The sequence below is a fragment of the Kribbella sp. NPDC104740 genome, from assembly GCF_055583505.1.
The window spans coordinates 842403-869344 of the sequence record NZ_JBVJNV010000003.1; the positions used below are offsets into that span (position 1 = coordinate 842403).

The window sequence follows — 26942 nt, forward strand, 5'->3', positions numbered from 1 at the left end:
ATGACGAACCTGAAGGACTTCCTGAGCAGCGTCGAGTCGGGCAAGCACCAGTTCGCCGGCACGCTGGACTTCGTTGCCCAGCACTACGACTACCGGCCCCAGGCGTTCAGCAACGCCGACCTGCACAACGCCGCGGGGCAGAACGAGGGATCGTGCAAAGTGCTCGGTCTGGCGAAGCTCGAAGGGCTCAGCGACGAGCAGGCGTTGCTGGCCTTCGGGGAGCACTACCGGGACGTGCTGGCCGATCCCGGAGGTGAAGCGCACGGGAACATCCGGCGGCTGATGGTCAGCGGGCTGGCGGCGGTGACGTTCGAGGAGCTGCCGCTGCGGAGGTTGCAGGAAGATGCAATCTGATCGGTGCGCTCCACCCCCTCCGGGGAACCGGTCGCGCTGCTAGCGTTCCGTGAGCGCGGCGGGACACTCGCGTTCCGCCGGTAACGGCCCGGGGAGAACGAAAGATGTTGCGTCAGGTATTCGCCGTCACAGCCGCGGCCGCGCTGCTGGCCGGCTGCAGCGGCGGGGACGACAAGTCGACCGACACCCCGCAGGACGGCGGCGGACAGACCACCGGTACGCCGACGCCGCCGGCGCCCACGGCGTTCGACCCGCCGAAGGCCTTCCAGGCCGTCGCGGCCTCGTCGCTGGCCGAGGAGAAGGGCCGCAGCTCGTTCGCTCCGCAGGTCGCGATGATCGGTACGACGGCCGTCGCGAACAGCCTGAGCGCCGCCTACGGCCAGAGCCTGAACACCGGCGAGAAGCCCTGGCAGACCCCGACCACCGAGACCACCGACGAGAGCGTCCTCACCAACGACGCCACCGAACCGGTCGCCGTCCAGCTCGACGGCAAGTCCGCCGTCGCGGTCGCGTACTACCAGCGGGTGAAGGGCGGCGGGACGCAGAAGCCCAGCGTCCAGGCGCTGTTCCGCTGGCTCGACCCGGCCGACGGCAAGCCGATCTCCGAGGCCACCGTCGACGTGACCCCGCTGCTCGGCGACGCCGAGGTGAACAGCGGCCTTCCCGGCGGCTTCACCGACCTGGCGGTCGACGCGACCACCGGGCAGGTCGCGGTCGGTGTCGCACCGGCCAGCCTGATCGGCGCCAAGTCCGGCGTGATCACGGTGATCGCCGACCCGGGCACGAAGAAGGGCGTCGCGGTCCCGTTCATGAAGCCGGCCGGTCTCGGCAAGGGCGTCATGGTCGGTGCCCAGGGCAAGGACAACACCCGGCGGACGCTCGCCCTGGTCGACGCCGCGACCGGCAAGGTGACCAAGTCCGGGCTGCTGCCCGGGCTGGAGGGTCTCGAACCGACCGGCGCCCTGGGCAGCAAGTACGCCTACCTGTACGGGCAGAAGTACACCAAGGGCATCGGCGCCTACGGCCTCGGTGAGTACGTCGGCAGCATCTACGCGGTCGACCCGGCCACCGGGACCGTCGTACAGACCAAGGCCGCGGTGAAGGAGACCCGGTACCTGTACGGCTACGACTGCCACGCCGACGGCCGGAGCGCGGTCGTCTGCGACACCGAGGACGGCGCGAGCGAGGAAGAGATCGTCGGCTTCGACGACAGCACCGGCAAGAAGACGTGGGGCTACACGGCGAAGAGCCCCGGCCGGGTCGTCCCGCAGGTCACCGCGGCCTTCCACGGGATGGTCTACGCGACCGTCCAGCAGAAGCCGGTCCTGATCAACGCTCTCACCGGCCAGGACGTCCCGCTGCCGACTCCGACCGGTACGCCGAGCGACACCGCCTCCCCCGACGCGAGCAGCACCCCGGGCGGCGACCAGACGCCGACCGACACCCCGACGCCCACCGACACGCCGTCGGCCACGCCGGGCGCGGGCCTGCTCCCGGCGACTCCTGACCTCGAGCTGATGTCACCGGTCGGCGTCTCCGAGTACGGCGCCGCCTACCTGCGCGAGGGCGAGCTGTCGAGCGACGTCGCGGGCACCCTGCAGGTCCTGAAAGCGATCGGCTGAACCGTGGGAGACAAACGAATGCTGCGACCGTTGATCATGGCAACTGTTGCCGCCACGCTGCTGGCCGGCTGCAGCGGCGGGGACGACCCCAAGTCCACCGACCAGCCCTCCGCGAGCGACGGCACGCCGTCCGCCTCGTCGACCCCGACCGGCCCGGACCTGGCCACCTTCGACCCGCCGAAAGCGTTCGCGCCGGTGTCGGCGCTGGCGCAGGGCAACACCGGCCAGTCGAACATGTTCAACATCGCGGCCGGCATGGTCGGCGAGGCCTCCCTGTACGCGCTGCGCAGCGGCCTGACCGCGCGGACGCTGAGCGCGAACAGCTGGGAGGTCCCGGCATCCGACGTACCGACCACGACGACCAACGACTTCATCGCGCCGCTGGCCGTGCAGGTGAACGGCAAGGAGGCCGTCGCCACGGCGTACACGCAGATCGTGCAGGGCAGCGGGACGCAGAAGTCGCACGGGCAGGTGACTGTGCAGTGGATCGACCCGTCCGAGGGTGACGTGCTCGCCACCGCGGTCGCCGACCTGAGCACGCTGCTCGGGCCGGGCAACAGCGGCGCCGACTTCTACCGGCCGGCGTACGACGCGGCGACCGGGCAGATCGCGATCGGGGTCACGGTGTCGTCGCCGGACCGGTCGGCGAAGATCCGCGAGTTCACCGTGTTCGCCGACCCGGCGACGAAGAAGGCGACCACAATCCCGGGGATCCGGGCGGCCGGTGTCCTGAACGGCACGATCGTGGCCGCGAAGGGCCAGGTCGGCGAGGGCGTCACCACGAACCAGATCGTCCAGGTCGACGCGCTCACCGGGGCGGTCAAGAAGACCGTGCCGGTGCCGGCGATGAACTACCTGAGCGGGCAGGGGTCGGGGGGCAAGCACGCGTACTTCACCGGCACCGGGTACGTGAAGGACCACTTCATCAGCTCGTTCTACGCCGTCGACATCGCGACCGGCGCGGTGGTCGAGTCGAAGCTGCCGGACTCCAAGGAGCGGACCGACGGCGGTGCGTGCTTCTCCGACCACGTCGCCGCGGTGGTCTGCAACCGCCCGATGAACGGCCAGAAGGGGATCATCGGCTTCGACGACAGCACCGGCCAGGTGGCCTGGAAGTACGACGCCACCGCCAACCGGATCGTCCCCGAGGTGACCGCGATCTACAACGGGATGGTCTACGGGACCGCCGACGAGCAGGCGATCCTGCTGGACGCGAAGACCGGCCAGGACGTCGCCGTCCCGAGCGCGACGCCGAGCGAGGGTGCGACGCCGACCGAGGGGTCGACGCCGAGCGACAACGGCGCCCCGACGTACGGGTCCGGGAACCTCGGCGGCTGGGGTGACACCTCGCTGATCTTCGGCGAGCCGAAGTCACCGGCGATGGTCTCGAAGTACGGCAGCGTCTACCTGCAGGACCCCGGCAACAAGGCCCCGCGGAACACCGAGAAGATCCTGGTGGTCTCGAAGGCCGTCGGCTAGATATCGGTGCGGTGGAAGTTCTGGTGCGACCGCGAAGGTGTCGGCCCGCGTTGCCCCTGGTAGCGCGAGCCGTACTTCGTGGAGCCGTACGGGTGCTCGGCCGGTGAGGAGAGCCGGAAGAAGCAGAGCTGGCCGATCTTCATGCCCGGCCAGAGCTTGATCGGCAGCGTCGCGACGTTCGACAGCTCCAGCGTGACGTGCCCGGAGAAGCCCGGGTCGATGAAGCCGGCCGTCGAGTGCGTGAGCAGGCCGAGCCGGCCCAGTGAGGACTTGCCCTCCAGCCGCGCGGCGACGTCGTCGGGCAGCGTGACCAGCTCGTACGTCGAACCGAGCACGAACTCGCCCGGGTGCAGGATGAACGGCTCGTCGCCGATCGGCTCGACCGTGCGGGTCAGGTCGGGCTGCTCCTCGGCCGGGTCGATGTGCGGGTACTTGTGGTTCTCGAAGACCCGGAAGTACCGGTCCAGGCGTACGTCGACGCTGGACGGCTGGACCATCGCAGCGTCGAACGGGTCCAGCTGGACCCGCTTCGCCTCGAGCTCGGCCAGGATGTCGCGGTCGGAGAGCAGCACGCAGGCACAGTAGCGCAGGCCGGCCCGTGCAGGGCAGGCCGGACACCTCCGTGCCGCTCACAACAACGTACTGGCGACGGCCCTGGTCGCTCCCCGTCGACTCGGGTACGCCCCGGTCCGGACCCCTCAGCTCTCCGGAACACGGCACCCGAACGGGCCGTCGGCAACAGCCTCCGCCACGACCTGGTGGGCCGGGCGGCTCGTCGTACCGGCCTCAGGCCAGCTTGTTGAACTTCGAGACCTGGTTGGCGAAGGTCTTCACCTGCGTCGGGGACCAGTCCTTGAGCAGGTCCTCGATCACCTTGTGCCGCTTCTTGCGGGCCGCGGCGAGCTTGCGCTTGCCGCTCGCGGTCAGCGTCAGCAGCGTCGCGCGTGCGTCGGACTTGTCCGCCGCCCGCTTGAGCAGGCCTTCCTCCTCCAGCCGTGCGCAGGCCCGGCTGACCGGACCCTTGTCCACCTCGAGTGCTGCCACCAGGTCGGCCATCCGGACCGGTGCCAGTTCCTCGACGTGGTTCAGCAACGCGTACTGGGCCGGTTCCAGGTCCGGGTGCGCCTCGTCGGACAGCGTCCGCTGCAGACCTCGCAGCCGGCGCGCCATCGTGACGAGCTCCCGTTCCAGGTTGTCCAGCGCGTCGTTAGTGTCAGTTGCCACCTCTTCACCCCTTCTGTGCAGTTGCCCCGCAACCATCTTGTCCGGTCCTGGTCAGGACCGCATCCTCACGTTGCGTCCATTGTTGCCCCCGGCAACGCGTTCTAATCTGCCAGAGTTCGGGCGCTCTGCCCAGCCCTTGGGCACTGCTTTGTGGAAAACTCCCCAGCGCACCCCCTGTGCAAACCGCCCGGGGAACCGGGTATGATCCACTGCGTTGCAGGCGTGCGGGTGTAGTTCAATGGCAGAACATCAGCTTCCCAAGCTGACAGTGCGGGTTCGATTCCCGTCACCCGCTCCATCCCAGGGCTCATGTCCTGACCAGCACCTCCAGGCGCTTCCCGAAACCGGGAGGCGCCTTTTCACTTTCCGGGCGGCCGCGACACGGCCTATTCGAACATCAACTGACCACCGGGTTTGATCACACCCACAGCGGGTAGCCCCCGGCAACCACCCGCGGAATGACCCACGGCGGCGCGAGGATGTCCAGGCGGCGCACCGGCCGCGACCACTGGGGGCGAGAAGATGACGCGGACGACCGGGCCGGCCCGGGTGCTCGGCGGATGGCTGGTTCTCGGCGCGATCCTGACCGCCGTCGTGGCCGCCGGCATCGTGCTGAAGCGGCCGTTCCGGATCTCCGATCCTGCCGACCTGCACGTCGCGTACGCCGTACTCGGGTGCTGGCTCGCGGTGCACCTGGTGCTCGGGATCTTCGTCGTCGCCGACGCGTCCCGCCTGACCCGGCGGCGCGATCTCGCCACGCTGCAGCAGGCCGCGAACTTCGTGAAGCTCGTGTCGGTGCCGTTCTTCGTGCTGAACTTCGTGGCGCTAGCGGGTGCGGTGGTAGTGCAGGGCGCCGACGACTTGGACCGGCTCGGGCTCGACGGGTTCGTGATGGCGGTGCTGTTCGTCGTCCTGACCTATCTGGCGTTCCTGCCGACGTCGGCGTACGGCGTCGGGTGTTTGGTGGTGCTGCGGAAGAACGACAGGGTCGGGCCGGTGTGCTTCGGGGTCAACCTGACGCTGCAGTTTCTTTTCGTCGTCGACGTGCTGGGCACGATCGTCGTCGTCGAGACGGCGCGGCATTTGCTCGGGGTGGCGCGGGAGCCGGGCAAGGTTTCGCGGAATCTCTTGACCGGGGTGCTTGCTGTCGGCTCGGGGCTGGCGACGGTGTGGTTGCTGTTCGTCGCGGTGATCTACCTGTGGAATCCGCCGGGGATGTTCTTCGCGGCCGGGCTGTTCTGGCTGGCGCTCGTGCCGCCGGCCGAGTTCGTGCTGCTCGTGGTGCTGCCGGTGGTTCCGCTGATCGCGTTCCGGACCGCTGTCCGGCAGTTCCTGGCCGGCGATCTCGAGGCGCTGCGGCGGTCGGCGCGGACGGTGAAGCTTGTGATGATCCCGTTGTTCGTGCAGAACTTCGTGCTGAGCGCGGTCCTCGTGCTCGGACTGACGCTGCTGCCGATCGTGGTGACGCGCGGGGCGATCATCTTCTTCGGTGGGCCGGGCGGGATCGCGTTCGTGGCAGCGTTCACGTCGGCCGGGTTGGTGCCGACGGTGATCGGGACCTACCTGATGTTGCTGCCGACGTCGATCTTCGGGATCGCGTGCCTGGCGCTGATGATGCGGCGGCGCGCGGTGAGTCCGCGGTACGGCGTGGTGAACACGGTGCTGCATCTTCTGTTCGTCGCCGACATCGTCAGTGCGCTGGCCGTCTTCAGTGGCGGCCGTGCGGCCGCCACTGTTCCTTCTCGGGTCTAGAGAACGCGCATCCCGCCGTCGAGCTCCAGGTCGACCGCGTTGACGGCGCCGTTGCGGAGCAGGAAGTCGACGGCGTCGACGACCTCCTCCACCGTGATCGTCCGGCCGATCGGCGTCCGGGCCGCGACGTGCGCCGTGTCCGTACCGCTCCACTTCGGGCTGTCGCCGACGACACCCGGGTGCAGCACGTTGACGCGCACCGGCGCGGCCTCGACGGCCAGCGTGCGAGCCAGTGCGGAGACGCCGCCGTTGGTCGCGGTCACCATCGTCGACCCCGGGTAGGGCCGGTACTTCGCGAGCCCACCGAGCAGTACGACGGACGCGCCCGGCCGGAACCGGTCGGTGAGCACGCGCACCACCTCGGCGTACCCGACGAGCTTGACCGTGGCCGCCGTCACCGCGTCGGTGAGGTCGAACGCGGCGAGTGTGTTGCCGCTCTGCGCGATCGCGGTGACGACCAGGTGATCGACCGCGGTGATCTCGGCGAGCGCCGACTCGATCGTCTCCGGCTGCGCCAGGTCGACCGCGATCCCGCGGGTCGCGCCGCCGACCAGCGCGGCCGCCTCGTCGGCACCGGTCTTGGTCCGGCTCGTCACCACCACGGAGTCGCCCTGCCCGGCGTACTTCCGGGCGATCGCCAACCCCAGTCCCCCGCTGCCCCCGACCACCAGCACCTCGGCCACTGCGCCCACCTTCCACTCGTCGCCCGGCCCACGCCGAACACCACCACCCCCAACCGCCCCCACCCCCGATCTGTTCCGCCCCTCGCCCGCACCGCAAGCGCATCTTTGGGCACGGGCCAGTCACCGGAGAGCCGGTTCGGTGACTGGCCGGTGCCCAAAGTCGGCGCAGACCGCGGCGGAAAGTCGGCGGTAAACGGTTGCCGGAAGATAGTTTCGGCTGGTTGACTCAGCGCGTGAGGTTCTTCCCTTTCGCCCGGGAGTCGTTGTGGAGCTCAGTCGCCGCCGCCTGCTGTCGTTCGTCCCCGCCGCCACGCTGCTGACCGCGGTCCATCCCGCGGTCGCGTCCGCGGCTGAACCGGGGGCCGCGTCGCCTCCCGGTGGTCTGACGGCCGGCGCCGCCGGGCTCGAGCAGCTGGACGGTCCGGAGCAGTTGCTGGCCAACCTGGCCGGCATCTTCACCGGGACCGCCGAGTCCAACGCCCGGCCCGCGGTCGCCGCGAAGCTCGCCGCGATGGACCAGACCGCTCGCACCTGGCTGTCCGCGATGGACCGCGCGGGCGCGACCGAGGCGTTCGCCGGGCTCCCACTCGGGACCAGCGACCCGAACCTCAGCGCGTCGTACCAGCACCTGTACGAGATCGCGCTCGCCGTACGCCGTCCCGGTCCGGCCTCCGAACTGCAGGGCAACGCGGCGATCCGGGCCAGGGTGCTCGAAAAACTGACCTGGCTGCATGCGAACTACTACGGCGACCAGGCGAAGGGGTACTACGGCAACTGGTTCACCTGGGAGATCGGCATCTCCGGCTTCGCCGGCAAGACCCTCGCGCTGCTCGACGCGCCGCAGGACCTGGTCACGACGTACGTCGCCTCGATGGACGCGTACCTGCGCAACGGCACCAACGGCGACGTGAACCTCGACTCGCGCTTCCACACCGGCGCCAACCTCGCCGACATCACCACCAACCGGATCGTCCAGGGCGCGCTGCTCGGCGACGACGCGCGGATCCGGAAGGCGCTGCAGGACCAGTTCACCGTGTTCGCGACGATCGATCCGTACGACCTGCAGCACGGGGTCACCGACGGGTACTACGCGGACGGGTCGTTCATCCAGCACAGCTCGGTCGCGTACACCGGCTCGTACGGCAAGGGGCTGCTCAGCCGCGTCGTCCAGACCGTCAAGCTGCTCGACGGTACGGCGTACGCGACGAGTGGGGACCTGGTGAAGGTCGTGCAGGGCTGGGTCGAGACCGGGTTCGCGCCGCTGATCTTCGAGGGCTGGATGATGGAGATCGTCAAGGGGCGCGCGGTGTCGCGGCCGGGGACCGGGTACGACGACGTCGCGGTGGTGATCGAGGCCGTGGTCGACCTCGCCGACTACGCGTTGGCGGCCGATGCGGCGCGGCTGCGGTCGTACGTGAAGTTCACCGCGCGGCCGACGCTGAACCCGAACAGCTTCGTGTCGCCGGTCAGCGTCGGGCGGTTCGCGGAGATTGTCGCAGACGCGTCGGTGGTGCCTGCCGATCTGAACCCGGCGGCATCATCGGTGGCGTTCAACGCGATGGACAAGACCGTGCACCGGCGGCCCGGCTACGCGTTCGCGCTGGCGCGCAGCTCGGAGCGGATCAGCAAGTACGAGTACATGAGCGGCGAGAACCTGCTGCCGTGGTTCCAGGGCGACGGCGCGTACTACCTGTATCTCTCCGGTCAGGACCAGACGCAGGCGTACGGCGTCGACTACTTCACCACGGTGTCGCCGTACGGGCTCGCGGGTGTGACCGCGCCGGTCGAGACGCGCCAGTCGGTGCCGGCGCTGTACGGGACGGCGTACTACGACAACCCGACGCACCCGCTGAACTTCACCGCGTCGTCGGAGTCGCAGAACACCTACGTGTACTTCCCGGTCGGCACGAACCGGCACTCGGGTGGCGCGACGCTGGATGCCCTCGGGGCGGTCGGGTGGGTGCAGTCCGACGACTTCGCGTACGCGCACCGCGCAGAGCTCCCAGACGACTTCGTGACCTACCGCAACGCGTCGGCGACGAAGTCGTGGTTCCTGCTCGACGACCAGATCGTCGTCCTCGCCGCCGGCGTCGGTGATGCTTCGCGGGCGGCGACGACGACTGTGGACGCGCGGCCTTCCGTCGTACCGGCGACTGTCGAAGGGGCCCTCCGCAACGGCCGCCGCTGGACCGGGCCCGGGACTGCCGACCTGCGCTGGCTCCACTACTCCAACGGCGCCCAGTCAGTCGGCTACTACTTCCACGGTTCTTTGCGGACCCGCGTCGCCCAGGACCAGATCACCCGAAGCCGCCGAGTCATCCGTACGTCGAACCCGGACACCGCGGTCACCCGCAACGTCTTCTCCCTGACCCTCGACCACGCCGCGGGCGAGCTGACGTCGCACGCCTACTCGCTCCTCCCCAACGCCACCCGCGCCCAACTCGCCGGCCACCGCCCGGTCCGCATCCTCACCAACACCCGCCGAGCCCAGGCGATCCAATCCGGCACCCTCACCGCCGCCAACACCTTCGCGTCAGGCCCTCATCTACTCCCCGGCCTGATCCTCGACGGCCCGACCTCCGTCCTGGCCCGCTCACACGGCCGCCAGCTAACCCTCGCCGTCTCCGACCCCACCTTCACCCGCACAACCATCCCGGTGACGGTCCCCGGCCGCTGGCTCACCCTGACAACCCCAAACCCAGCCGTCCGCCTGACCCACACGTTGCTGGGCACCCGCCTGACCTTCACCACCCACCACTCGCACGGCGCAACGGTGCGAGCCGACCTGCGCTAGCCGTTCTCGCAGCCCACACCGTCGTTGTTGGCGTCGAGCCCGTAGATGTCCTCGCCGACGACCTGAACGGGCCCGGTCACGTAGGCGGGCCCGTTGCCCTTCCCGCTGGAGCAGTCCACGTCGCTGGCGATCGGCACACAAGCACCGCTGTAGTTCGGGTCGCACCCACCGCCGTCCTGCTCAGCGGTCTTCGTCCCGACCGCCGTCACCTCGGTCACCGGCTTGCGCGTCACCACCTGCCGGACCAGCCGCTTCCGCACCTGTACGCCGTCCGTGAACGTCACCTCGTACGTCAGCCGCTGCACCCCGGCCCGCCCGCGCGTGACCACCTCCCGCACCCCGACCTCGAGCGACGCGTCATCCTTCGTCACCCGCTTGAACGCGATCGCCCGCGTCTCGACCACCAACCGCCGTACGGTCACCGGCTTCACCCGCACCGGCTGCGTCGGCGCGGTCGACGGCGTACTGGTCGGCGTCTGACTCGGCGACGCTTCGCTCACCGGGCCCGCGATCGGCGCGAGCGTTCCGCCCTCCTGCGTCCCATCGCTCGCGCATCCCCCGACCGCGAGCGCCAATCCCATCAGTCCAACGATCCATCTCCCACCCATCCCCACACCTTCGTCCTGCGGTGCGGGGGCCACAAGATCTCGCGACCCGCGATTTCAGCTGCCGCCCGCTCCGACGAGTTGGCCGTCCAGGGAGAGGATCTCGAGTTTGCCCTGGCCCTTCGGGGGGATGACGATCGCGAGCTGGTGCAGGTAGTCCTGGTGGAGGGTTTGGGTGTACTTGACGTAGCTGCTGAAGGCGGTGGGTGGGCCGCTGGTCCAGTAGGCGTTGGAGCCGGGCTCGATGTGTTGGAGGTACTGCTCGGTGAGGGCGAGGAAGACGAGGGCGTGGCCGTCGGTGGTGATGAAGGTGAGGGGGTCCCCGGAGGGGCGGAAGGTGTCGGTGGCGGTGGAGATGTAGGGCTTCTTGGTGTCGGTGATCTTGTCCTTGGCGCGTTGGGTGAGGAGGGCGGTCGTGCCGGGGGACGGGGTGAAGAGGGCGGACTTGGGGGATGTGGGGCCGGCGGTCAGGTAGTCGGCGAGGTTCGCGGCGGCTGACTGGGGGAGGCTGGCGAGCTTGTTCATGTCCGACTTGGTGGGGGCCCGGAGGCCTTCCAGGGATGGGAGTTTGATCGCCGCGCGGGGGTAGACCGAGTACTTGAGGACCCAGGGGTCGCCTGCGGTGGTGCGCTCCCAGACGCCTAGTTGCTTGTTCTCGGGGCTGTTGGAGACGCCGGAGGCCACGACGAAGCGCATGGGGTAGGTGCCGTACTGCGGGGCGGCGATCGCGGGGTCGGTGTAGGTGAACGGCTTGGCCTTGCCGGTGTCGGCGGTCTTGCGGGCGATCTGGTAGCCGGCGCGGGTCATCGCGAGGGTCGGGTCGGCCTCGATCGACTCGGAGAGTTTCTCGTTGCGGGACTGGTTGGCCTGGTTGTTGACGGTGTTGTAGTGCTCGACGACGGCCACGCCGTCCGCGACGGTGACGGCGGCGCGGGTCGCGGGGCCGGTGCTGGTGTTCTGCTCCGGTACGGCGACGCAACCGGTTGCTGTGAGCAACAACAGGCCGCCGGTGAGGGCGGTGGCCGTGCGCTTCAGCCGGGGCGGGGAGTACGCCGGGGCCTGGTACTGCGGGGGAATCCCGGGCACGGGCGCCGGGCGCGGCTCGGGCTCGGGCGCAGGGGCCGGTGCAGGCTTCGGGGCCGGCGCAGGCTTCGGGGCCGGTGCGGACTCAGGGGCCGGCGCGGGGGCGGGCTCCGGCGCGGGCTCTTCCGCGACCGGCGGAGCCGGAGCCGGCCGGCTCGGGACCGTCGGCACGACGTACGGCATCGGCGTCTGCGGCTCTTCGACGATCTCAGGCTTGCGCCTGTGCGGCATCAGCAACCAAACCCCCAGGAACACCAGAATCAGCCCGACCCCCAGCACCACCAGACAGATCCCGAACAGCCCCTTCAGCTCCGCCCCGAACGTCACCACCGCGTCCACCCCGGGCGACCCGTCCGCGTTCATCACCACCACGTCGTACCGGCCGTCCTGCGTCTCCCACTCGGCGGCCTGCTTCCCGGCGCCGCTCGCGTCCGCGACCCACCAGTCCAATCCGGTCGGCGCGTTCAGCCGCTCGACGGCGCCCTTCATCTCCTGCGTCCCGAGCTCCGACGGCAGGTCGAAGCGCACCACCCGCGTGTACGCCGACCCGCCGAGGTAGCTGCTGACATCGAGGTCGTGCCCCACCCCGACGAACACCGGCCGCTCCCCCGCCGCGGAAACGTGCAGCGTGAAGCCGTGCCGGTCGAGCAGGTCGGGGGCGGTGGCGACGGCGAGACCGGGACCGGTCAGCCGCTGCGAACCGGTCTCGACGGTGCTGTCCGGGCCGACCAGCCAGAACGCGGAGGCGGCCCCGGCGAGCGTGGCGACCACCCCCACCAGGGCGAGCGGCAGGCCGAGGGTGACGCGGGCGAAACGCATGAGTAGGGCTCCCGTTGACGACATGTCAGGTCCAGGGCGGAGGACCGACCGGCACAGACCCAACCACAGGGCGAGGGTCGGCCGTCGTTGACGAATAACTGATCGGGCAGCGATCTGTTACTGTCTCCGGAGTTAGTGAATCGCCGTTTATAAACTACCCGGGGAGTACGCCGTGGCCCGCCCGCGCCTGATCGACGACGACGCCGTCCTCGACGCGACCCGCGTCGTACTGGCCGAGCTCGGCCCGCTGAAGCTCACCCTGGCGGCCGTCGGAGCGCGGGCCGGGCTGTCCGCACCGACGCTGATCCAGCGGTTCGGCTCCAAGCGCGGGCTGCTGCTCGCGTCCGCGGCGCGGTCGCCGCTGATGGTGATCCGGGCGGCCGAGGAGGCCGAGGCGCGCAACACGTCGCCGCTGGCCGCGCTGCGCGACTTCGCGCTGTCGAGCGTCGCCCACATCGAGCGCCGCGAGCAGCTCGGCAACGGGCTCGGCTTCGTCCAGCTCGACGTCGCCGACCCCGAGTTCCGCGCGCACGCGCTCGCGCACTCGGCGGCGATCATCGACACCACGCGCCGGATGCTCAGCGCCGCCCAGGAGGCCGGCGAGCTGGTTCCGACCGCCGACGTGGACGCGCTGGCCCGGCTGACGCTGGTCTGCTTCAACGGCGCGCTCCAGGTCTGGGCCGTGAACGGGTGGGGCACGCTGACCGATTTCCTGCGCGACCAGCTCGATCTGCTGCTCGCGCCGTACCTGAACGAGGAGTGAGATGTTCCTACGCGTCACCGTCTTCTACGTCGCCACGCTGCTGCTGTCCGGCGTGATGATCGCGCTCCAGGGCGGCGTCGGACTCGACCCCGACCTGCTGGAGCTGGTGCAGTTCGCGCCGGCGCTGGCGGTCGGGGTGATGTTCCTGCTGTTCCGCCGTACGACGTCCGTCGCGGCGCGCTTCACACCGGTCGACGTGGTCGCCCGGAAGTCGGCGCTGGTGGTCGGCATCGTGGCCGCGGCGATCGCCGTCTCGGTCCTCGTCCACGTGATCGCCGGCCAGCCGCTGCACTTCGACGAGCAGAAGTACCCGTTCTGGGCCCTGACCCTGACGATGCTGATCGGCTCCGCCGGCGAGGAACTCGGCTGGCGCGCGTACCTGCAGCCCTACCTGCAGACCCGGTACGGCGTACTGCGCTCGTCGCTGACCGTCGGCGTCCTCTGGGGCGTCTGGCACGTCGGCGGCTTCGCGAACGGCCCGGTCTTCATGGGCGCATTCCTGCTGATGACGATCTCGCTGTCGGTGGTCCTCGGCGCCGTCCTGCAGACCGCCCGCGGCACGAACCTCGCGATCGCGACGGTTGCCCACACCGCGGTCAACCTGGCGATGTTCGCCCTGTTCGACGAGGAGACAGGCCATGCTTTCCCGATGGTCGTGATGGGTCTCGCGTGGGCGGCGGCCGCGGTCGTCACCCACCGCGCGCTGCGCCCGGCGCCGGTCGCCCGCACGCTGACCACGCTGCCGGGCTAGCGGGCGTGGGGCATCACCAAGGTGGTGAAGGTGCCCTGGTCGGCGGAGCGGATGACGACGGGGCGGTCGGGGGCGTGGATCTCGAGGAGGACGTCGGGGCCGACGCCGGTGGTGAGGGCCTCGGCCAGGAGGCGGGTGGTGAAGGTGATTTCGAGTGCGGGGCCGGTGGTGATCGCGTCGACGTGACGGTCGGCGATGGTGACCTGGTCGGTGTTGATGCTTAGGGCAACTGTCTCGTCCGTGCCGAGGTGGTCGGTGAGGGTGGTGCGGTCGACGATGACGCGGGTGACGGGTGGTTCGAGGCCCTCCAGGATTGCCTGGTAGGCGGGGTACTCGGCGACCACGGGGGTGAGGGTGCGGGAGTCCGTCGGGGTGGTGAGGGTGAGAGCGGCGCCGGCTTGGAGGGTGATGGTGTCGGCGGTGGCCAGCCAGCGGGAGAGGTTGGTGAGGTCGGGGGCGGGGACGAGGAGTGCGGCAGGGGTACCTTCGAAGGACTGGGGGTGGAGTTTGCGGATGGCGAGGCGGTAGCGGTCGGTGGCGACGAGGGTGACTTCGGACTCGGCGAACTCGATGCGAACGCAACGCAGAGCGGGCAGGAAAGAGGCGGGGGCAGCCGCCTGGTGATCAGTTGCCGCCGAAGGCGTGACCTGGCGGATGGCGCTCGCCAGCTCCGGGCCACCGAGGGTGACGCGCGGCGGCGCGCTGGTGAGGTCGGCGAGGATTCGCTGGGCCGCCTGGCGGGTGCTGACCGCCTTCTGTTCGACCGTACGGAGGTGCGCCTCGACGACCGCCGCCGCGGCCTCGGGAGCGCCGTCGAGGACCCGGCGCACCTCGGGCAGCGGCAGGTCGATCTCCCGCAAGTCACGCAACAACCGAGCGCGGGGCTCCTGCGAGAGCGCGTAGTACCGATACCCGTTCCCCTCGTCGACCACGGCCGGCCGCAGCACCGCGCAGTCGTCGTAGAAGCGCAGCGCGCTCGGGGTCAGGCCGACGCGGCGCGCGAAGGCGCTGATGCTCAGCAGGTCGTCCACCACCCCCTGATCCAACACCTTCACCCCACTCGAAGGTCAACGCGCGCCGCCGGCCGCCGGCGGGGACAATGGTCCGGTGACCAGGTTGTACGTCGTGACCGGTGCGCCCGGGGCGGGGAAGTCCACAGTCGTGCCCGAGCTCCTCCGGCTCAGCGGCGAGCGGCTGGTCGTGCTCGACATGGACGAACTGCTCGACGACGAGGGCCGGCTGCTCGGCATCAAGATCGACGAACAGGCCGCGGCGCCGCACTGGCCGGCGTACAACGCCCTCTGGCTCCGCATCACCGAACTGATCCGCCGATCGGGCGTCTCGGTGCTCCTCCTCGGCCCGATCACCCCCAGCCAGCTCCCCGAAGGCCGCTGGCTCCACCTCGACTGCCCGGACGCCGTACGCCGTGAACGCCTTGCCGCCCGCGGCTGGTCCCCCGACGAGATCGACGACGCCCTCCTGGACGCCGTCGAGATCCGCAAGCTCGTCCCCCGGTCGGTCACCGGCGACGGCACCCCGGAGGACTCCGCCGGCGAGATCCTCACCTGGGTCCAGGAGTAGCCATCCACTCCGGGCGCGACGCCCACTCCAGCGCGAGCGCGACGAAGGCCCGATCGGTGACCACCTTCAGCAGTTCCTGGTCGCTGATCGGGACCTCCACCCCCGACCCGATCACCGGGATCAGCTCGAGCGTCAGGTCGTACGAGCCGAGGCGCATCCGCGCCGTGGGGATCGCAAGCGTCTTCTCAGCAGCGTCGACAAGGAACCCGTGACTGGCCGTCGCCGGATAGGCACCGGGCTGGACGGTGGCGGCGACGCAGGACTTGGCGGGGCTGCCCTTCGCACAGACCGGCGGCAAGTCGAGCCGTGGAGCGCCTACCGTGAAGATGATCGGAATCGAAGCCCCGGCCACCGCTACCTGGTAGCGGTCGAAGTCGACGTCAGCGACGACCTTCCCGAACCGCGCCGGCAGCAACCGGTCCAGCTCCACCGCCACCCGGCGCTGGAACTCCCGCTGCTCAGGCCCGATCGGCGGTTCCTGCCACGGCGACGCCGCCGGCGCGGCCAGCCCGTACTCGTTGCCGCGGACACCGATCGCTCCGCTCACCGCGACCGTCCCGACCACCACCGCGGCAGCCCCCGCGACCAGCGCGCCACCAGCGACGAGCCGCCGACGCCGTACGCTCCGCCGCCCACGCTCCAGGCTGACCGGTACCGCGTCGTCCATATCCCGCACCGGCTCCGTGAGGTGCTCGAGCAGGTCCTTCAGCTGCTGGTCACTCATCGTCTCGTCCTCCATCGCTCAGTGCCCCTGCAGGATGTGGAAGTCGCCGCCGAGCCGCTCGCGCAGCAGCCGCAGCGCGCGGTTGCTCTGCGACTTCACCGTGCCCTGGCTGCAGCCGAGGATCTCCGCGGTCTGCTCGACGCTCAGGTCGTCCCAGAACCGCAGTACGACGACCGCCCGCGCCTTGCGTGGCAGCTCGGCCAGGGCGGCGAGCAGCGTCAGCCGCAGCTCCGTCGCGTCCGCGGACCGCCCTGGCTCGGGCAGGCGGTTGAGCTCTGCCTCGCGGCGCCGCTGACGCCGTCCGTGCAGGTAGGTGCGGACCAGCGTCTTCGACGTGTACGCCTTCAGGTACTCCGCCCGCGAGGCGCGCGGCCAGGCGCGGTACAGCTTCAGCAGCGTGGTCTGCACGAGGTCCTCGGCCTGGTGCAGATCGCCGGTCAGCAGGTACGCCTGCCGGTACATCCGCTGCTGGTGGGTCGCCGCGTACTCGGCGAACCCCTGGTCGCGTTCCATCCGGCCTCCTAGCCGCTCACCTGCCGACACCCACCTCAGAGCGCGCCGGCGCGGAAAGGGTTGGAATCAGGCGCGGAACCAGTTGCGGAGGATTTCCGTGTACGCCGGGCTGATGCCGTCCAGGGTGCGGTCGGGGGTGCCGGGCCAGTGGCCGGCGTCGGGGACGAGGACGTGCTCGACGCGGTCGTTGCCTGAGGTGGCGGCGGCTCGGCGCCAGACGTCGAGGGTCTCCGGGACCGGGAGGTTGGCCTCGTCGGCGCCGTGGATGAGGAGGACCGGGCAGCGGACGGTCGCGTAGAGGGGTTCGGAGGCGAAGTCGAGCTCGTGCCAGACGGGGAGGTCGCCGGTGAGGTCGTCGGCGGTCAGTCCGACCAGGTCGAACCACGGCTCCCCCGCGGAGCGCCGCAGCAACTTCACCACCGCTGCTCGGTCCGCACTCGCGGGCTCCTCCGGCTCTGCACTGCTGCGCAGCAGGTCGGCCACCGCGTCGCGAATGCTGACGGCCTGCCCCACCGCCTCCTCGTCGTACCCGGCCCGTCGCACAGCCTCCGCCGTCGCGTGCCTCATCTGCTCAGCCGGGCTCACGCCCGAGCACCCCAGCAGCACGAGCGACTCCGCGACTCGCTCCTGCGCGGCCAGCGCGGCGATCCACGTTCCCTGGCTGATTCCCCAGAACGCGATCGGCACGTCGTACAGGCCCCGCAGGACGTCGTACGCCGCCACCGCCCCGGCAGCCTGAACGCCGAACGGGATGTCCACGTCGTCCCGCCCCCAAGCGGCCCGCTCGAAGCTCAGCACCGCGATCCCCAGCGGCGCGACCGTCGCGGCGAGGTGCTCGAAGATCACCTGCCGGTACGACGAACTGCTCGACCCGTGCAGCGCGACCACGCCGCCGCGCACCACCTGATCACCAGGAACAGTCAGCAACCCGCGCCGACCGTCCACCTCGACCTCCGACGACACGATCATGCGCCGGATGATCACACGCGCTCAGGTCAAGCGCAGAGCACCCGCAGCCGTCGGCGGCCGCTCAAGTCAGTCGCAGGCTCGCCGGGAACGTCGCGGCAGCAGTCAGCGGCAACGGCCCGCGCCCAGGAGTGATCGACCCGAGCACCGAAGCGTGCCGCGCGCCCGTACAACTGGGGACCGTCCCGGCCAGCCCGTGCACGGTCAGGAAACCCAGTACGGCGAACGCGTACGCCTCCTTCGCCGCCGACGGCAACCCGAGCTCGTCGGTGCTCAGCAGCGGCAGGTCGCCGAGCTCCCAGCCGAGGCGGTGCATCAGCGCCGGGTTCCGGATGCCGCCGCCCGCGGCGATCACCTCCGTCCCGCCGTACGCCTTGACGGCGTCGGCCACGGTCCTGGCGGTCAGCGCGGTGACGGTCGCGACGACGTCGTCCGGCGCGATCTCCGGCAGGCCCTGCATCCGCTCGGCCAGGTACGACAGGTGGAACAACTCCTTGCCTGTGCTCTTCGGCGCCGGCCGCGCGTAGTACGGCTCGGCCATCAGCCGCGCGAACAGCTCGGGGTGGATCGTGCCGCGCCCGGCCATCAGCCCGTCGGCGTCGAACGCGAGCCGCCCGGCGGTCAGCTCGCCGACCACCGCGTCGATCAGCGCGTTGGCCGGACCGGTGTCGAAGGCAACGGGTTCACCCACCGCCGGTACGACGGTGATGTTGGCGATCCCGCCCAGGTTGAGCGCGACCGGCGTACCGCCGCGGCCGCGCAACCACAGCGTGTCGAACAGGCTCACCAGCGGCGCCCCCTGGCCGCCCGCCGCGACGTCGCGCGACCGCAGGTCCGACACCACCGCGGTCCCGGTCGCCTCCGCGATCCACGCGGGCTGGCCGATCTGCAGCGTCCCGCGCACGACCCCCTCGTCGACCCAGTGGAAGACCGTCTGCCCGTGCGACACGATCAGGTCGGCGTGCCCGCCGCAGAGCTGCTCGACGGCCTGGACGGCGACCTCGGCGAACGCCTGCCCGATGCCGGTGTCCAGCCGGGTCACCGCCTCCAGCGAAGTACTTGCCGGAGGCAACGCTGCGGCCAGCGCGTCGCGCAGCTGCGCGGAGTACGGCCGGCTGAGCATCCCGAGCGGCTGCAGCACCAGCTGGTCGCCCTCGAACGACAGCTCGGCGGCGGCCGCGTCGATCGCGTCGTACGAGGTCCCTGACATCAGTCCGATGACACGCATCTCAGTCCTTGAGCTCCCGCTGGTGGTCGTCGCCGCGCAGGGTCAGCAGCGCGACGACGCTGATCGCACAGGTGATCATCACGTACCAGGCCGGGATGTCGATGTTCTTGGTCCGCTTGATCAGCTCGGTGATGATCAGGCCGGCGGAGCCGGAGAACACCGCGTTCGACAGTGAGTAGGCCAGGCCGAGCCCGGTGTAGCGCGCCCGCGTGGTGAACATCTCGGCCAGCATGGCCGGTCCGGGCCCGGCCATCAAACCGACCACGAGCCCGGCGACGAAGACCGCGATCCCCTTGGCCGCGTTCGAGGAGTCCTTGTCCTGCAGGAGGTTCATCAGCGGGAACGCCAGTACGACGACCAGCGCGGCGCCCGTCACCATCACCGGCCGGCGACCGACGCGATCGCTGATCCAGCCCGCCGGCATGATCGAGACCGCGAACCCGAGGTTGGCCAGCACGGTCGCGACCAGCGCCTGCTGGAAGGTCGCGTTCAGCGTCGACTGCAGGTACGACGGCATCACGACCAGGAACGTGTACCCCGCCGCGGACCAGCCCATCAGCCGGCCGATGCCCAGCGCGATCGCCTTCGCGACCTCCGCCTTGCCGGCCGGTTCGCGCTCCTCGACGGCTTGGACGCGCGCGAAGTTCGGCGTCTCCTCGAGCCGGAGCCGCAGGAACAGCGCCACCAGGCCGAGCGGCAGCGCGAGCAGGAACGGCACCCGCCAGCCCCAGTCGTGCAGCGCCTCCGTGCTCAGCGCGGTCGCCAGGATCGCCGCCAGCCCGGCGCCGACCAGCAGGCCGAGGGCGACGGTCAGCGACTGCCACGCGCCGTACAGGCCGCGCTTGTTGCGCGGTGCGAACTCGGTCATGATCGCGACCGCGCCGCCGAACTCGCCGCCCGCCGACAACCCCTGCAGCGCTCGCACCAGCGTGAGCAGCCAGGGCGCGGCCGCCCCGACCGTCGCGTACGTCGGCAGCAGGCCGATCAGCGTGGTCGACAGCGTCATCAGCAGCAGCACCAGGATCAGCGTCGGCCGCCGGCCGATCCGGTCGCCGACGCGGCCGAAGATCGCCGCGCCGATCGGCCGGAAGAAGAAGGCCAGCGCGAACGACGCGTAGGTCTTGATCAGGCTCTCGGCGTCGCTGGTCGACGTCGCGCTGAAGAAGTTGGCCGCGATCACGGTCGCGAAGAAGCCGTAGGCGCCGAACTCGTACCACTCGACGAAGTTGCCGACGGTGCCGGCGACCAGCGACCGGCGGTGCCGCCGGACGTCCACGGTCGGTGTCCCTGCAGAGCTGCTCATCGGGTCCTCTCCCCGCTCGCCCCCGGTAACTTTCCTCCCACTGACTTCACCATCTTCGTCCATCGTTTCCCAAACCGCGAGTCCGGCCCGAATGCTGATCACCGCCTGTGTCCGAACCTTGACACAGCCCGCACGGCCGCCGATGATCGGGGAGCTATACCGGTTTATCTCCGCCCGTTTCCCGCCCTGAAAGAGGTAGAGATGAAAGACGAGCTCCTAGGCCGCCGGAGTCTGCTGACCCTGATGGCCGCCGGCGGTGTCGCCGCCACGGTCGGCGTCCCGCTGACCGCCGCGGCCGCCGAGTGCCGGCCGCGCGCGAAGAACGGCCCGATCTCGGTCGCCTACGTCGAGGTCAACAACAACAGCATGCTGAACGTCGGCAAGTACACGCTGGCCAACGGCGGCGCCCAGGTCTTCGACATCGCGGTGATCTTCGCGGCGAACATCAACTACGACGGCTCGAAGGCGTACCTGCACTTCAACGAGAACGTGCAGCGGGTGCTGGACAACGTCGAGACCGAGGTCCGGCCCCTGCAGCGCAAGGGGATCAAGGTCCTGCTGTCGATCCTCGGCAACCACCAGGGCGCCGGCTTCGCGAACTTCCCGTCGCAGGCCAGCGCCGCCGCCTTCGCCCAGCTGCTGGCCGACGCGGTCAACCGCTACGGCCTGGACGGCATCGACTTCGACGACGAGTACGCCGACTACGGCGTCAACGGCACCCCGCAGCCGAACGCCAGCTCGTTCTTCCACCTGGTGACGGCGCTGCGCCAGAAGCTGCCGAACAAGATCATCACCCTGTACGACATCGGCCCGGCCGCGGCCCGGCTCAGCTACAACGGCCAGAGCGTCGCGGAGAAGTTCAACTACGCCTGGAACCCGTACTACGGCACCTGGTCGGTCCCGCGCGGCCCGGCCGCGAAGTCCAAGCTGTCCCCGGCGGCGGTCCAGATCAACGTCTCGTCGAACGCCGCCAGCCTGGCCACCCGCACCAAGAACGAGGGCTACGGCGTCTTCCTGACCTACGACCTCGGCGCATCCAACGCCAGCAGCTACATCTCCGGCTTCACCAACCCGCTCTACGGGAGCGGCACGGTCTACACGCCGTAGCGCTTCGCAGTACGCCGCAGTACGGACAATCGGCCACCAGGGATTCCGCCTGGTGGCCGATTGCGCTTTGTCTTCGTTACCGGCCGGTATATACTCAAGTTACTGGCGGGTACAGCGAAGGGGACACTGTGAGCCACTACAAGTCGAATCTGCGCGACATCGAGTTCAACCTGCTCGAGGTGCTCGGCCGCGGCGAGGTGCTCGGGCAGGGCCCGTACGCCGACATGGACGTCGACACCGCTCGCGAGGTGCTGGGCGAGATCGACCGGCTGGCCAAGAACGAGCTGGCCGAGTCGTTCGAGGACGCCGACCGCAACCCGCCGGTCTTTGATCCGGCCACGCACGCGGTGACGATGCCGGCGTCGTTCGCGAAGAGCTACCACGCCTACATGGACGCCGAGTGGTTCAAGCTCGAGCTGCCGCCGGAGCTGGGCGGCCAGCCGACGCCGCCGTCGCTGCGCTGGGCCGCCGCCGAGATGGTGCTCGGCGCCAACCCGGCCGTGCACATCTACGCCGCCGGGCCGAACTTCGCGCACGTGCTCTGGCGCAACGGCACCGACCGGGACAAGAAGATCGCCCAGATCATGATCGACCGTGGCTGGGGCGCCACGATGGTGCTGACCGAGCCGGACGCCGGCTCCGACGTCGGCGCCGGGCGGACCAAGGCCACGCTGCAGGACGACGGCAGCTGGCACATCGAGGGCGTCAAGCGGTTCATCACCTCCGGCGACCACGACATGTCGGAGAACATCGTCCACCTGGTGCTGGCCCGCCCGCAGGGCATCGACGGCGTCGGCGGCCCAGGCACCAAGGGCCTGAGCCTGTTCGTCGTACCGAAGTACGACTTCGACCTGGAGACCGGCGAGCTGACCGGGGAGCGCAACGGCGCCTTCGTCACCAACGTCGAGAAGAAGATGGGCATCAAGGTCTCCACCACCTGCGAGATCACCTTCGGCGAGACCACGCCGGCCAAGGGCTACCTGCTCGGCGAGGTGCACGACGGCATCGCGCAGATGTTCCAGGTCATCGAGTACGCCCGGATGATGGTCGGCACCAAGGCGATCGCGACGCTGTCGACCGGCTACCTGAACGCGCTCGAGTACGCCAAGGAGCGGGTCCAGGGCGCCGACCTGACCAACGCCGCCAAGACCGCGCCGCGGGTCACCATCACCCACCACCCCGACGTACGGCGCTCGCTGATGACGCAGAAGTCGTACGCCGAGGCGCTGCGCGCACTGGTGCTGTTCACCGCGACGTACCAGGACCGCGCCGAGCAGGCCCGGTACGCCGGGGAGCACGACGAGCTGGCCGAGCGGGTCAACGACCTGCTGCTGCCGCTGGTCAAGGGCTACGGCTCGGAGAAGTCCTGGACGCTGCTCGGCACCGAGTCGCTGCAGACCTTCGGCGGGTCCGGCTTCCTGCAGGACTACCCGATCGAGCAGTACGTCCGCGACGCCAAGATCGACACCCTGTACGAGGGCACCACCGCGATCCAGGGCCAGGACCTGTTCTTCCGCAAGATCATCAAGGACCAGGGCCAGGCGCTCGGCCACCTCGCCGAGCAGATCCAGGGCTTCGTCACCTCCGAGGCCGGCAACGGGCGGCTCAAGGAGGAGCGCGGGCTGCTCGCCAAGGGCCTGGAGGACGCCAACAAGATCCTCGGTGTGATGGGCCAGGCGCTGATGGCCAGCAACCCGCAGGCCGAGAACGGCGACCCGCGCAACATCTACAAGGTCGGGCTGAACACGTCGCGGCTGCTCTACGTGCTCGGTGACGTGGTCTGCTCGTGGCTGATGCTGCGGCAGGCGGAGGTCGCGCTGGAGAAGCTGGGCGGCGAGCTGTCGCCGGCCGACCAGGACTTCTACACCGGCAAGATCGCCGCGGCGCAGTGGTTCGTGCGCTCGACGATGCCGACCGTGCGCGCCGAGCGGGTCAAGGCCGAGCTGACCGACCTCGACGTGATGGACCTGCCCGAGTCGGCGTTCTGACGCCGACCCCCTGAGTCGCCCCCGGCCGACGTCCTCCGCGGGAGCCCCTCCCCGCGGAGGACGTCGTTCTTCCCGCCCGCAGGGCCGCGTACGGCGGCTCGACCGGAGCGCGTACGGCGCTCGTCCGGGCTGCGTGCGGCGGCACGGTCGAGCGGGTTTTTCCGGGGCAGGTCGGGGCAGATTGCAATCTGGCCTCCCCAGGAGCGCTCACCTGTAGCAACGTTTCCGTCCTGAAACACCGCGTCCCTGGCCTGGTCTCCCCTGTCCGGGCCAGGGCCGCGTCCAACCCGGAACCACGGGCGTCCACGGGACGTCTGTGCAGGCGTGAAGGCAACCGGTCGACGTAAGGTGAGCGCGATGTCCGCCCGTCTCCGCGCCCTGGCCGTGCTGCTCGCCGTACTGGCGTTCCTGCCGGCCGGCCCCGCCCACGCCACAGCGCCCGCCGCTGCCCCGCCCGAGCTCCCGGACCAGATCGCGACCGCCTGGACCAAGGACCGCGTCTACCTCGACCCGGCGCTGCGGGTCGCGTTCCCGAAGACCGAGCTCGACCGGATCCGGGCCGCCGTGGCCACGCCGGGGCTCTCGGTGTACGTCGCGATCGTGCCGCGGACGCCGTACCTGAAGGACATCACGTACGACCTGCCGACGCTGCTCCAGGCGCGCACCGGGCAGCCGGGGCTGTACCTCGTGGCGACGGTGTCGGACGACTACTGGGCGACGACTGCGGAGCTGTTTCGGGCGGGCGGGTTGCGCGGGCGGAGCCTGAGCAGCGTGCAGTCCGAGGACGACGCGGACCGGGGGATGGTGGTCGACCGGCCGGCGCCGAAGATCGTCCGGACGATCCAGCAGGCCGCGACGGCGCTCGACGGGCGCGCGCTGCCGGTGATCCCCGCGAGTGATCTGACGCCCCCGCGGACGCCGCGGACCGGGCGGTCGGTGACCGACAAGGAGGACCTGACCGCGTTCACGGGGATGGGTGTCGGTGGGGTGATCGGGTTCCTGCTGGTGCTGGTCCCGGTGCTGCGGGGGCGGTCGAAGCGCAAGCCGGTGACGTCCAAGAAGCAGTCGTCATCAGGTGCGACCAGGTTGTCCGCTGTTCGGTCTCAGGCTGATCGGTGGATCCCCAAGGCAGGTCGTGCAGTCAGTTCCCTGGAGAGGCTGAAGAAACCGACGCGTGCACAGCTCGACCGGCGCGACGACGCGCGTGCCCGGCTGGACGCGGCGAAGGTCCTGCGCACGGCAGAGACGGGATCAGAGCGGGCCGACGCGGGCCGGACGTCCGCGGAGGCTCTGCTCGCGCTGACCGGGGCGTACGTGCTGGCGCGGCAGGCTCATCAAGTGGCCAGCGGCAACGGTGTGCAGCCACCTTGTTTCTTCGATCCGACGCATCCCTCGGGGACCGCGACCGCCGCCTGGTCCGACGAGACCGACGTCCCGGCCTGCGCGACCTGCGCGCAGACCGTCAGCCGCGGCGAGACCCCGCGTGGCCTGCAGGTCCCCGGCTCGTCCGGGTTGTTCGGCCGCGACCTGATCCCGTACTGGGAGCTCGACCCCGAGGACAGCCCGATGGTCGCGACCGGCTTCGGCGCGCTGTCCGACGACCTGGCCGAGCGCGTCGAGCGGACGTACGGAGGGGTTCGATGATGCTGCGCCGCGCCTGCGCGCTGGCTCTTGCGGCCGTCGTACTGGTGATCGGTCTGCCCGCGACCGCGTGGAGCGCCGTACCGACCGATCCGCGGATCACCGCGGCCGTCGCCGCGTGGAAGGATCAGCCGGTCTACGTCGACCCGCAGTACACGTCGGCGTACGCCGATCAGGTCGAGGCCATGCAGGCGCGGATCGCGACCTCGCCGGTGCCTGTGTACGTCGCGGTGGTGCCGACCGGGACCTGGTACCTGGAGAAGGGCGACACCGAGCTGCTCGCCGGCTGGCTCGCGACCGCGAACGGCAAGCCGGGGCTGTACCTGGTGATGGAGGACTGGATCGCCACCGGCATCGAGCACCAAGTGCACGCCTGGGGCCCGAACCGGACGTACGGCGACTCCAAGCAGACCCCGGCGCAGCTGCTCGGCGAGTACCTCGACGAGGTGAAGGTCAACGACCGGTACGACGCCGACCCGGCCCGGACCGAACCGCTGCCGCCGCGCGAGGACGGGCCGGACTCCCCGCCGGAGCGGTTCACGGTCGGCAAGGCGATCGGGAACGGCGTCGGCGGTGGCCTGATCGGACTGATGGGCGGCGCGCTGGTCGCTGCCCTGGTGCTGGGACTGGCGGCACTGGTCGCCCGACGAGGAGGACGGCAGTGAAGGCGCTGATCGCTAGGACCGGGCTCGTGGCGATGCTGCTGGGCCTGCTGACGCTGATCGCCGTACCGGCGGAGGCTGCCGAGACCCCGGCCGAGCGGGCCCGCGAGATCGCGTCCGCGCTCGCGAAGGACCCGCTGTACGTCGACGCGGCGTACAGGACCGGGCTGCCGGAGAACCTGCGAACCTCGGTGCGGAGCAAGGGCGAGGCGCTCTCGTACGACGTGTACACGATCATCCTGCCGCTGACGCCGAGCGACGCCTTCCAGGGCAAGGAGTCGAACGTCCTGACCCTCGTCATCGACGCGCTGCGCAAGCCGGGCCTGTACGTCGTGGTCGACGGCGGCTCGCGGTTCCCGTACTACAAGGCGCACGACGTCGCGGCGCTCGACGAGGACGACGACCGGCTGCAGAACGCGCGGTCGCACGCGCTGGAGGACACGGGGTACGACTCCGGGCCGGCCGAGGCCGTCGCTCGCTTCTACGAGCTGCTCGCCGGGCCGGCGCTCGGGCCGGTGGACCGGAAGGAGGTGCCGGGGTCGCCCAAGTCTTCGTCGGGCTCCTCGGAGTCCGAGGGGGTCGGGTCGGTGACCGGGATCGTGGTCACGGGTGTGGTGGTGGTGCTCGTGCTGCTGGCGCTGGTGATCGGGCTGCGGTCTTCCGGGCGGTCCGGCCGGCCGCGTCGGGAGAAGGCGTTCAGCATCCCGCCGCACGTGGCGCAGACCGTCGCGGCCGAGCGGCGGCGCCGGCTGACGCAGGAGACGACCGCCGAGTTGACCACGCTCGGATCGGAGCTGGCGGCGCTGCCGTCGGCGGCCGGTCAGGGGCTCGAGCACCAGCAGGCCGCGCTCGACGCGCACGCCGCCGCGGGCAAGGTACTCGACTCGTCGCGCGACCTGGTGGACCTGGTCGGCGCGATGGTGCTGCTCGACCAGGCCCGGCGCGAGTACGACGCCGCGGTCGCGATCGCCGCGGACCGCAAGGTGGTCGACGTACCGCCGCTGTGCGCCTTCAATCCCTTGCACGGAAGGGCTTCCGGGCGGCCGACGCAGGTCGAGAGCGGTGGGACGACGGTGCCGCTGCCGCTGTGCGCCGAGTGCCGGCGGGCGCTGAAGTCCGGGACGGCGCCGAAGTCGCTGCCCGGTGAGGACGGGCCGTACTGGCACGGGACCGACCTGTGGGCGCGGACGTTCTTCGGCAACCTGACCGACGACCTGCCGGCCGCGGTGCTGCGGGGTCAGCACCGGTCCTGACCCGGGGCGTGTCTGCGGTGCCCCTAGGTGGTGGTCAGGGGTGGCTG

At 70.4% G+C, this 26942-nt stretch carries 24 protein-coding genes and 1 tRNA gene; 14 read left to right on the plus strand and 11 right to left on the minus strand.

All coding sequences use genetic code 11. The features are described from left to right. From ACZ6Z4_RS20125 to ACZ6Z4_RS20135, 3 genes are all read left to right on the plus strand, one after another. On the plus strand, positions 1-354 hold the full coding sequence (locus ACZ6Z4_RS20125; protein ID WP_465566210.1) for a HopJ type III effector protein: 354 nt from the start codon (positions 1-3) through the stop codon (positions 352-354). Between the two features lie 104 nt (positions 355-458). Beyond that, positions 459-1976 carry a hypothetical protein gene (locus ACZ6Z4_RS20130; protein ID WP_465566213.1) on the plus strand — a complete coding sequence of 506 codons (1518 nt, stop codon included), beginning with the start codon at positions 459-461 and terminating at the stop codon, positions 1974-1976. Positions 1977-1994: 18 nt separating this feature from the next. After that, positions 1995-3455: a hypothetical protein gene (locus tag ACZ6Z4_RS20135; RefSeq protein WP_465566216.1), complete on the plus strand. Its 1461-nt coding sequence runs from the start codon at positions 1995-1997 to the stop codon at positions 3453-3455. On the opposite strand, the gene dcd is transcribed toward ACZ6Z4_RS20135, so the two are convergent. Both dcd and ACZ6Z4_RS20145 read right to left on the minus strand, forming a co-directional pair. Then, positions 3452-4027: a dCTP deaminase gene (gene dcd / locus ACZ6Z4_RS20140; RefSeq protein ID WP_465566219.1), complete on the minus strand. Its 576-nt coding sequence runs from the start codon at positions 4025-4027 to the stop codon at positions 3452-3454. The genes ACZ6Z4_RS20135 and dcd overlap by 4 nt on opposite strands. 214 nt (positions 4028-4241) lie before the next feature. Then, the gene (locus tag ACZ6Z4_RS20145; RefSeq protein WP_237771578.1) at positions 4242-4679 is read right to left on the minus strand and encodes a MarR family winged helix-turn-helix transcriptional regulator; all 438 of its coding nucleotides are present in this window, start codon (positions 4677-4679) and stop codon (positions 4242-4244) included. Positions 4680-4903: 224 nt separating this feature from the next. On the opposite strand from ACZ6Z4_RS20145, the gene ACZ6Z4_RS20150 reads away from it, so the two are divergent. Both ACZ6Z4_RS20150 and ACZ6Z4_RS20155 read left to right on the plus strand, forming a co-directional pair. Then, positions 4904-4977: transfer RNA gene (locus ACZ6Z4_RS20150), tRNA-Gly, on the plus strand. 224 nt (positions 4978-5201) lie between these two features. Next, on the plus strand, positions 5202-6431 hold the full coding sequence (locus tag ACZ6Z4_RS20155) for a DUF6652 family protein (RefSeq protein ID WP_465566227.1): 1230 nt from the start codon (positions 5202-5204) through the stop codon (positions 6429-6431). Here the strand turns inward: ACZ6Z4_RS20155 and ACZ6Z4_RS20160 are convergent. After that, entirely contained in the window at positions 6428-7114 is a 687-nt protein-coding gene (locus tag ACZ6Z4_RS20160) for an SDR family oxidoreductase (protein ID WP_465566230.1), read from the minus strand. The two genes, ACZ6Z4_RS20155 and ACZ6Z4_RS20160, sit on opposite strands and share 4 nt — an antisense overlap. 265 nt (positions 7115-7379) lie before the next feature. Between ACZ6Z4_RS20160 and ACZ6Z4_RS20165 the strand changes: the two genes are divergently transcribed. Further along, positions 7380-9908, plus strand: a complete 2529-nt coding sequence (locus ACZ6Z4_RS20165; protein WP_465566233.1) for a polysaccharide lyase family 8 super-sandwich domain-containing protein — start codon at positions 7380-7382, stop codon at positions 9906-9908. On the opposite strand, the gene ACZ6Z4_RS20170 is transcribed toward ACZ6Z4_RS20165, so the two are convergent. Beyond that, complete coding sequence (locus ACZ6Z4_RS20170; RefSeq protein WP_465566236.1) at positions 9905-10516, minus strand: G5 domain-containing protein; 612 nt, start codon at positions 10514-10516, stop codon at positions 9905-9907. The two genes, ACZ6Z4_RS20165 and ACZ6Z4_RS20170, sit on opposite strands and share 4 nt — an antisense overlap. Before the next feature lie 54 nt (positions 10517-10570). Next, positions 10571-12415, minus strand: a complete 1845-nt coding sequence (locus ACZ6Z4_RS20175) for a DUF8094 domain-containing protein (RefSeq protein ID WP_465566239.1) — start codon at positions 12413-12415, stop codon at positions 10571-10573. A gap of 172 nt (positions 12416-12587) precedes the next feature. Between ACZ6Z4_RS20175 and ACZ6Z4_RS20180 the strand changes: the two genes are divergently transcribed. Beyond that, positions 12588-13178 carry a TetR/AcrR family transcriptional regulator gene (locus ACZ6Z4_RS20180; RefSeq protein WP_465566241.1) on the plus strand — a complete coding sequence of 197 codons (591 nt, stop codon included), beginning with the start codon at positions 12588-12590 and terminating at the stop codon, positions 13176-13178. 1 nt (position 13179) lies between these two features. Beyond that, on the plus strand, positions 13180-13929 hold the full coding sequence (locus ACZ6Z4_RS20185) for a CPBP family intramembrane glutamic endopeptidase (RefSeq protein ID WP_465566244.1): 750 nt from the start codon (positions 13180-13182) through the stop codon (positions 13927-13929). On the opposite strand, the gene ACZ6Z4_RS20190 is transcribed toward ACZ6Z4_RS20185, so the two are convergent. After that, positions 13926-14984 carry a DNA polymerase III subunit beta family protein gene (locus ACZ6Z4_RS20190; RefSeq protein ID WP_465566247.1) on the minus strand — a complete coding sequence of 353 codons (1059 nt, stop codon included), beginning with the start codon at positions 14982-14984 and terminating at the stop codon, positions 13926-13928. The two genes, ACZ6Z4_RS20185 and ACZ6Z4_RS20190, sit on opposite strands and share 4 nt — an antisense overlap. 52 nt (positions 14985-15036) lie before the next feature. On the opposite strand from ACZ6Z4_RS20190, the gene ACZ6Z4_RS20195 reads away from it, so the two are divergent. Further along, the gene (locus ACZ6Z4_RS20195; protein WP_465566251.1) at positions 15037-15510 is read left to right on the plus strand and encodes a P-loop nucleotide/nucleoside kinase family protein; all 474 of its coding nucleotides are present in this window, start codon (positions 15037-15039) and stop codon (positions 15508-15510) included. Here the strand turns inward: ACZ6Z4_RS20195 and ACZ6Z4_RS20200 are convergent. The 5 genes from ACZ6Z4_RS20200 to ACZ6Z4_RS20220 form a co-directional block, all read right to left on the minus strand. Continuing rightward, the gene (locus tag ACZ6Z4_RS20200) at positions 15491-16234 is read right to left on the minus strand and encodes a hypothetical protein (RefSeq protein ID WP_465566254.1); all 744 of its coding nucleotides are present in this window, start codon (positions 16232-16234) and stop codon (positions 15491-15493) included. The two genes, ACZ6Z4_RS20195 and ACZ6Z4_RS20200, sit on opposite strands and share 20 nt — an antisense overlap. Before the next feature lie 18 nt (positions 16235-16252). Beyond that, positions 16253-16747 carry a SigE family RNA polymerase sigma factor gene (locus ACZ6Z4_RS20205; RefSeq protein ID WP_465566257.1) on the minus strand — a complete coding sequence of 165 codons (495 nt, stop codon included), beginning with the start codon at positions 16745-16747 and terminating at the stop codon, positions 16253-16255. 66 nt (positions 16748-16813) lie between these two features. Then, a complete protein-coding gene (locus ACZ6Z4_RS20210; protein ID WP_465566260.1) occupies positions 16814-17716 on the minus strand; it encodes an alpha/beta hydrolase family protein in 903 nt (300 codons plus the stop codon). Between the two features lie 61 nt (positions 17717-17777). Next, the gene (locus ACZ6Z4_RS20215) at positions 17778-18941 is read right to left on the minus strand and encodes an anhydro-N-acetylmuramic acid kinase (protein WP_465566263.1); all 1164 of its coding nucleotides are present in this window, start codon (positions 18939-18941) and stop codon (positions 17778-17780) included. Position 18942: 1 nt separating this feature from the next. Next, positions 18943-20244 (minus strand): MFS transporter, encoded by a 1302-nt coding sequence (locus ACZ6Z4_RS20220; RefSeq protein WP_465566266.1) that lies wholly within the window; start codon positions 20242-20244, stop codon positions 18943-18945. Positions 20245-20445: 201 nt separating this feature from the next. On the opposite strand from ACZ6Z4_RS20220, the gene ACZ6Z4_RS20225 reads away from it, so the two are divergent. The 5 genes from ACZ6Z4_RS20225 to ACZ6Z4_RS20245 all read left to right on the plus strand — a co-directional run bounded on the left by ACZ6Z4_RS20225 (position 20446) and on the right by ACZ6Z4_RS20245 (position 26895). Then, positions 20446-21351, plus strand: coding sequence for an endo-beta-N-acetylglucosaminidase H (locus tag ACZ6Z4_RS20225; protein WP_465566269.1), 906 nt, complete (start codon positions 20446-20448; stop codon positions 21349-21351). A gap of 128 nt (positions 21352-21479) precedes the next feature. Beyond that, complete coding sequence (locus tag ACZ6Z4_RS20230; protein ID WP_465566273.1) at positions 21480-23339, plus strand: acyl-CoA dehydrogenase; 1860 nt, start codon at positions 21480-21482, stop codon at positions 23337-23339. Between the two features lie 357 nt (positions 23340-23696). Next, positions 23697-24983, plus strand: a complete 1287-nt coding sequence (locus ACZ6Z4_RS20235; protein WP_465566276.1) for a hypothetical protein — start codon at positions 23697-23699, stop codon at positions 24981-24983. Then, on the plus strand, positions 24980-25645 hold the full coding sequence (locus ACZ6Z4_RS20240) for a hypothetical protein (protein ID WP_465566279.1): 666 nt from the start codon (positions 24980-24982) through the stop codon (positions 25643-25645). Before ACZ6Z4_RS20235 ends, ACZ6Z4_RS20240 begins: the two co-directional genes overlap by 4 nt. Further along, positions 25642-26895, plus strand: coding sequence for a hypothetical protein (locus ACZ6Z4_RS20245; RefSeq protein WP_465566282.1), 1254 nt, complete (start codon positions 25642-25644; stop codon positions 26893-26895). The genes ACZ6Z4_RS20240 and ACZ6Z4_RS20245 overlap by 4 nt, the downstream gene beginning before the upstream one ends. Positions 26896-26942 lie beyond the last annotated feature (47 nt).

What these genes read in the sequence shown, in the direction of transcription:
- ACZ6Z4_RS20125 (WP_465566210.1), top strand. Translation starts at nt 1, where the DNA reads ATGACGAACCTGAAGGACTTCCTGAGCAGCGTCGAGTCGGGCAAGCAC.
- ACZ6Z4_RS20130 (WP_465566213.1), top strand. Translation starts at nt 459, where the DNA reads ATGTTGCGTCAGGTATTCGCCGTCACAGCCGCGGCCGCGCTGCTGGCC.
- ACZ6Z4_RS20135 (WP_465566216.1), top strand. Translation starts at nt 1,995, where the DNA reads ATGCTGCGACCGTTGATCATGGCAACTGTTGCCGCCACGCTGCTGGCC.
- ACZ6Z4_RS20155 (WP_465566227.1), top strand. Translation starts at nt 5,202, where the DNA reads ATGACGCGGACGACCGGGCCGGCCCGGGTGCTCGGCGGATGGCTGGTT.
- ACZ6Z4_RS20170 (WP_465566236.1), bottom strand. Translation starts at nt 10,516, where the DNA reads ATGGGTGGGAGATGGATCGTTGGACTGATGGGATTGGCGCTCGCGGTC.
- ACZ6Z4_RS20175 (WP_465566239.1), bottom strand. Translation starts at nt 12,415, where the DNA reads ATGCGTTTCGCCCGCGTCACCCTCGGCCTGCCGCTCGCCCTGGTGGGG.
- ACZ6Z4_RS20185 (WP_465566244.1), top strand. Translation starts at nt 13,180, where the DNA reads ATGTTCCTACGCGTCACCGTCTTCTACGTCGCCACGCTGCTGCTGTCC.
- ACZ6Z4_RS20200 (WP_465566254.1), bottom strand. Translation starts at nt 16,234, where the DNA reads ATGAGTGACCAGCAGCTGAAGGACCTGCTCGAGCACCTCACGGAGCCG.
- ACZ6Z4_RS20205 (WP_465566257.1), bottom strand. Translation starts at nt 16,747, where the DNA reads ATGGAACGCGACCAGGGGTTCGCCGAGTACGCGGCGACCCACCAGCAG.
- ACZ6Z4_RS20210 (WP_465566260.1), bottom strand. Translation starts at nt 17,716, where the DNA reads ATGATCGTGTCGTCGGAGGTCGAGGTGGACGGTCGGCGCGGGTTGCTG.
- ACZ6Z4_RS20215 (WP_465566263.1), bottom strand. Translation starts at nt 18,941, where the DNA reads ATGCGTGTCATCGGACTGATGTCAGGGACCTCGTACGACGCGATCGAC.
- ACZ6Z4_RS20220 (WP_465566266.1), bottom strand. Translation starts at nt 20,244, where the DNA reads ATGAGCAGCTCTGCAGGGACACCGACCGTGGACGTCCGGCGGCACCGC.
- ACZ6Z4_RS20225 (WP_465566269.1), top strand. Translation starts at nt 20,446, where the DNA reads ATGAAAGACGAGCTCCTAGGCCGCCGGAGTCTGCTGACCCTGATGGCC.
- ACZ6Z4_RS20235 (WP_465566276.1), top strand. Translation starts at nt 23,697, where the DNA reads ATGTCCGCCCGTCTCCGCGCCCTGGCCGTGCTGCTCGCCGTACTGGCG.
- ACZ6Z4_RS20240 (WP_465566279.1), top strand. Translation starts at nt 24,980, where the DNA reads ATGATGCTGCGCCGCGCCTGCGCGCTGGCTCTTGCGGCCGTCGTACTG.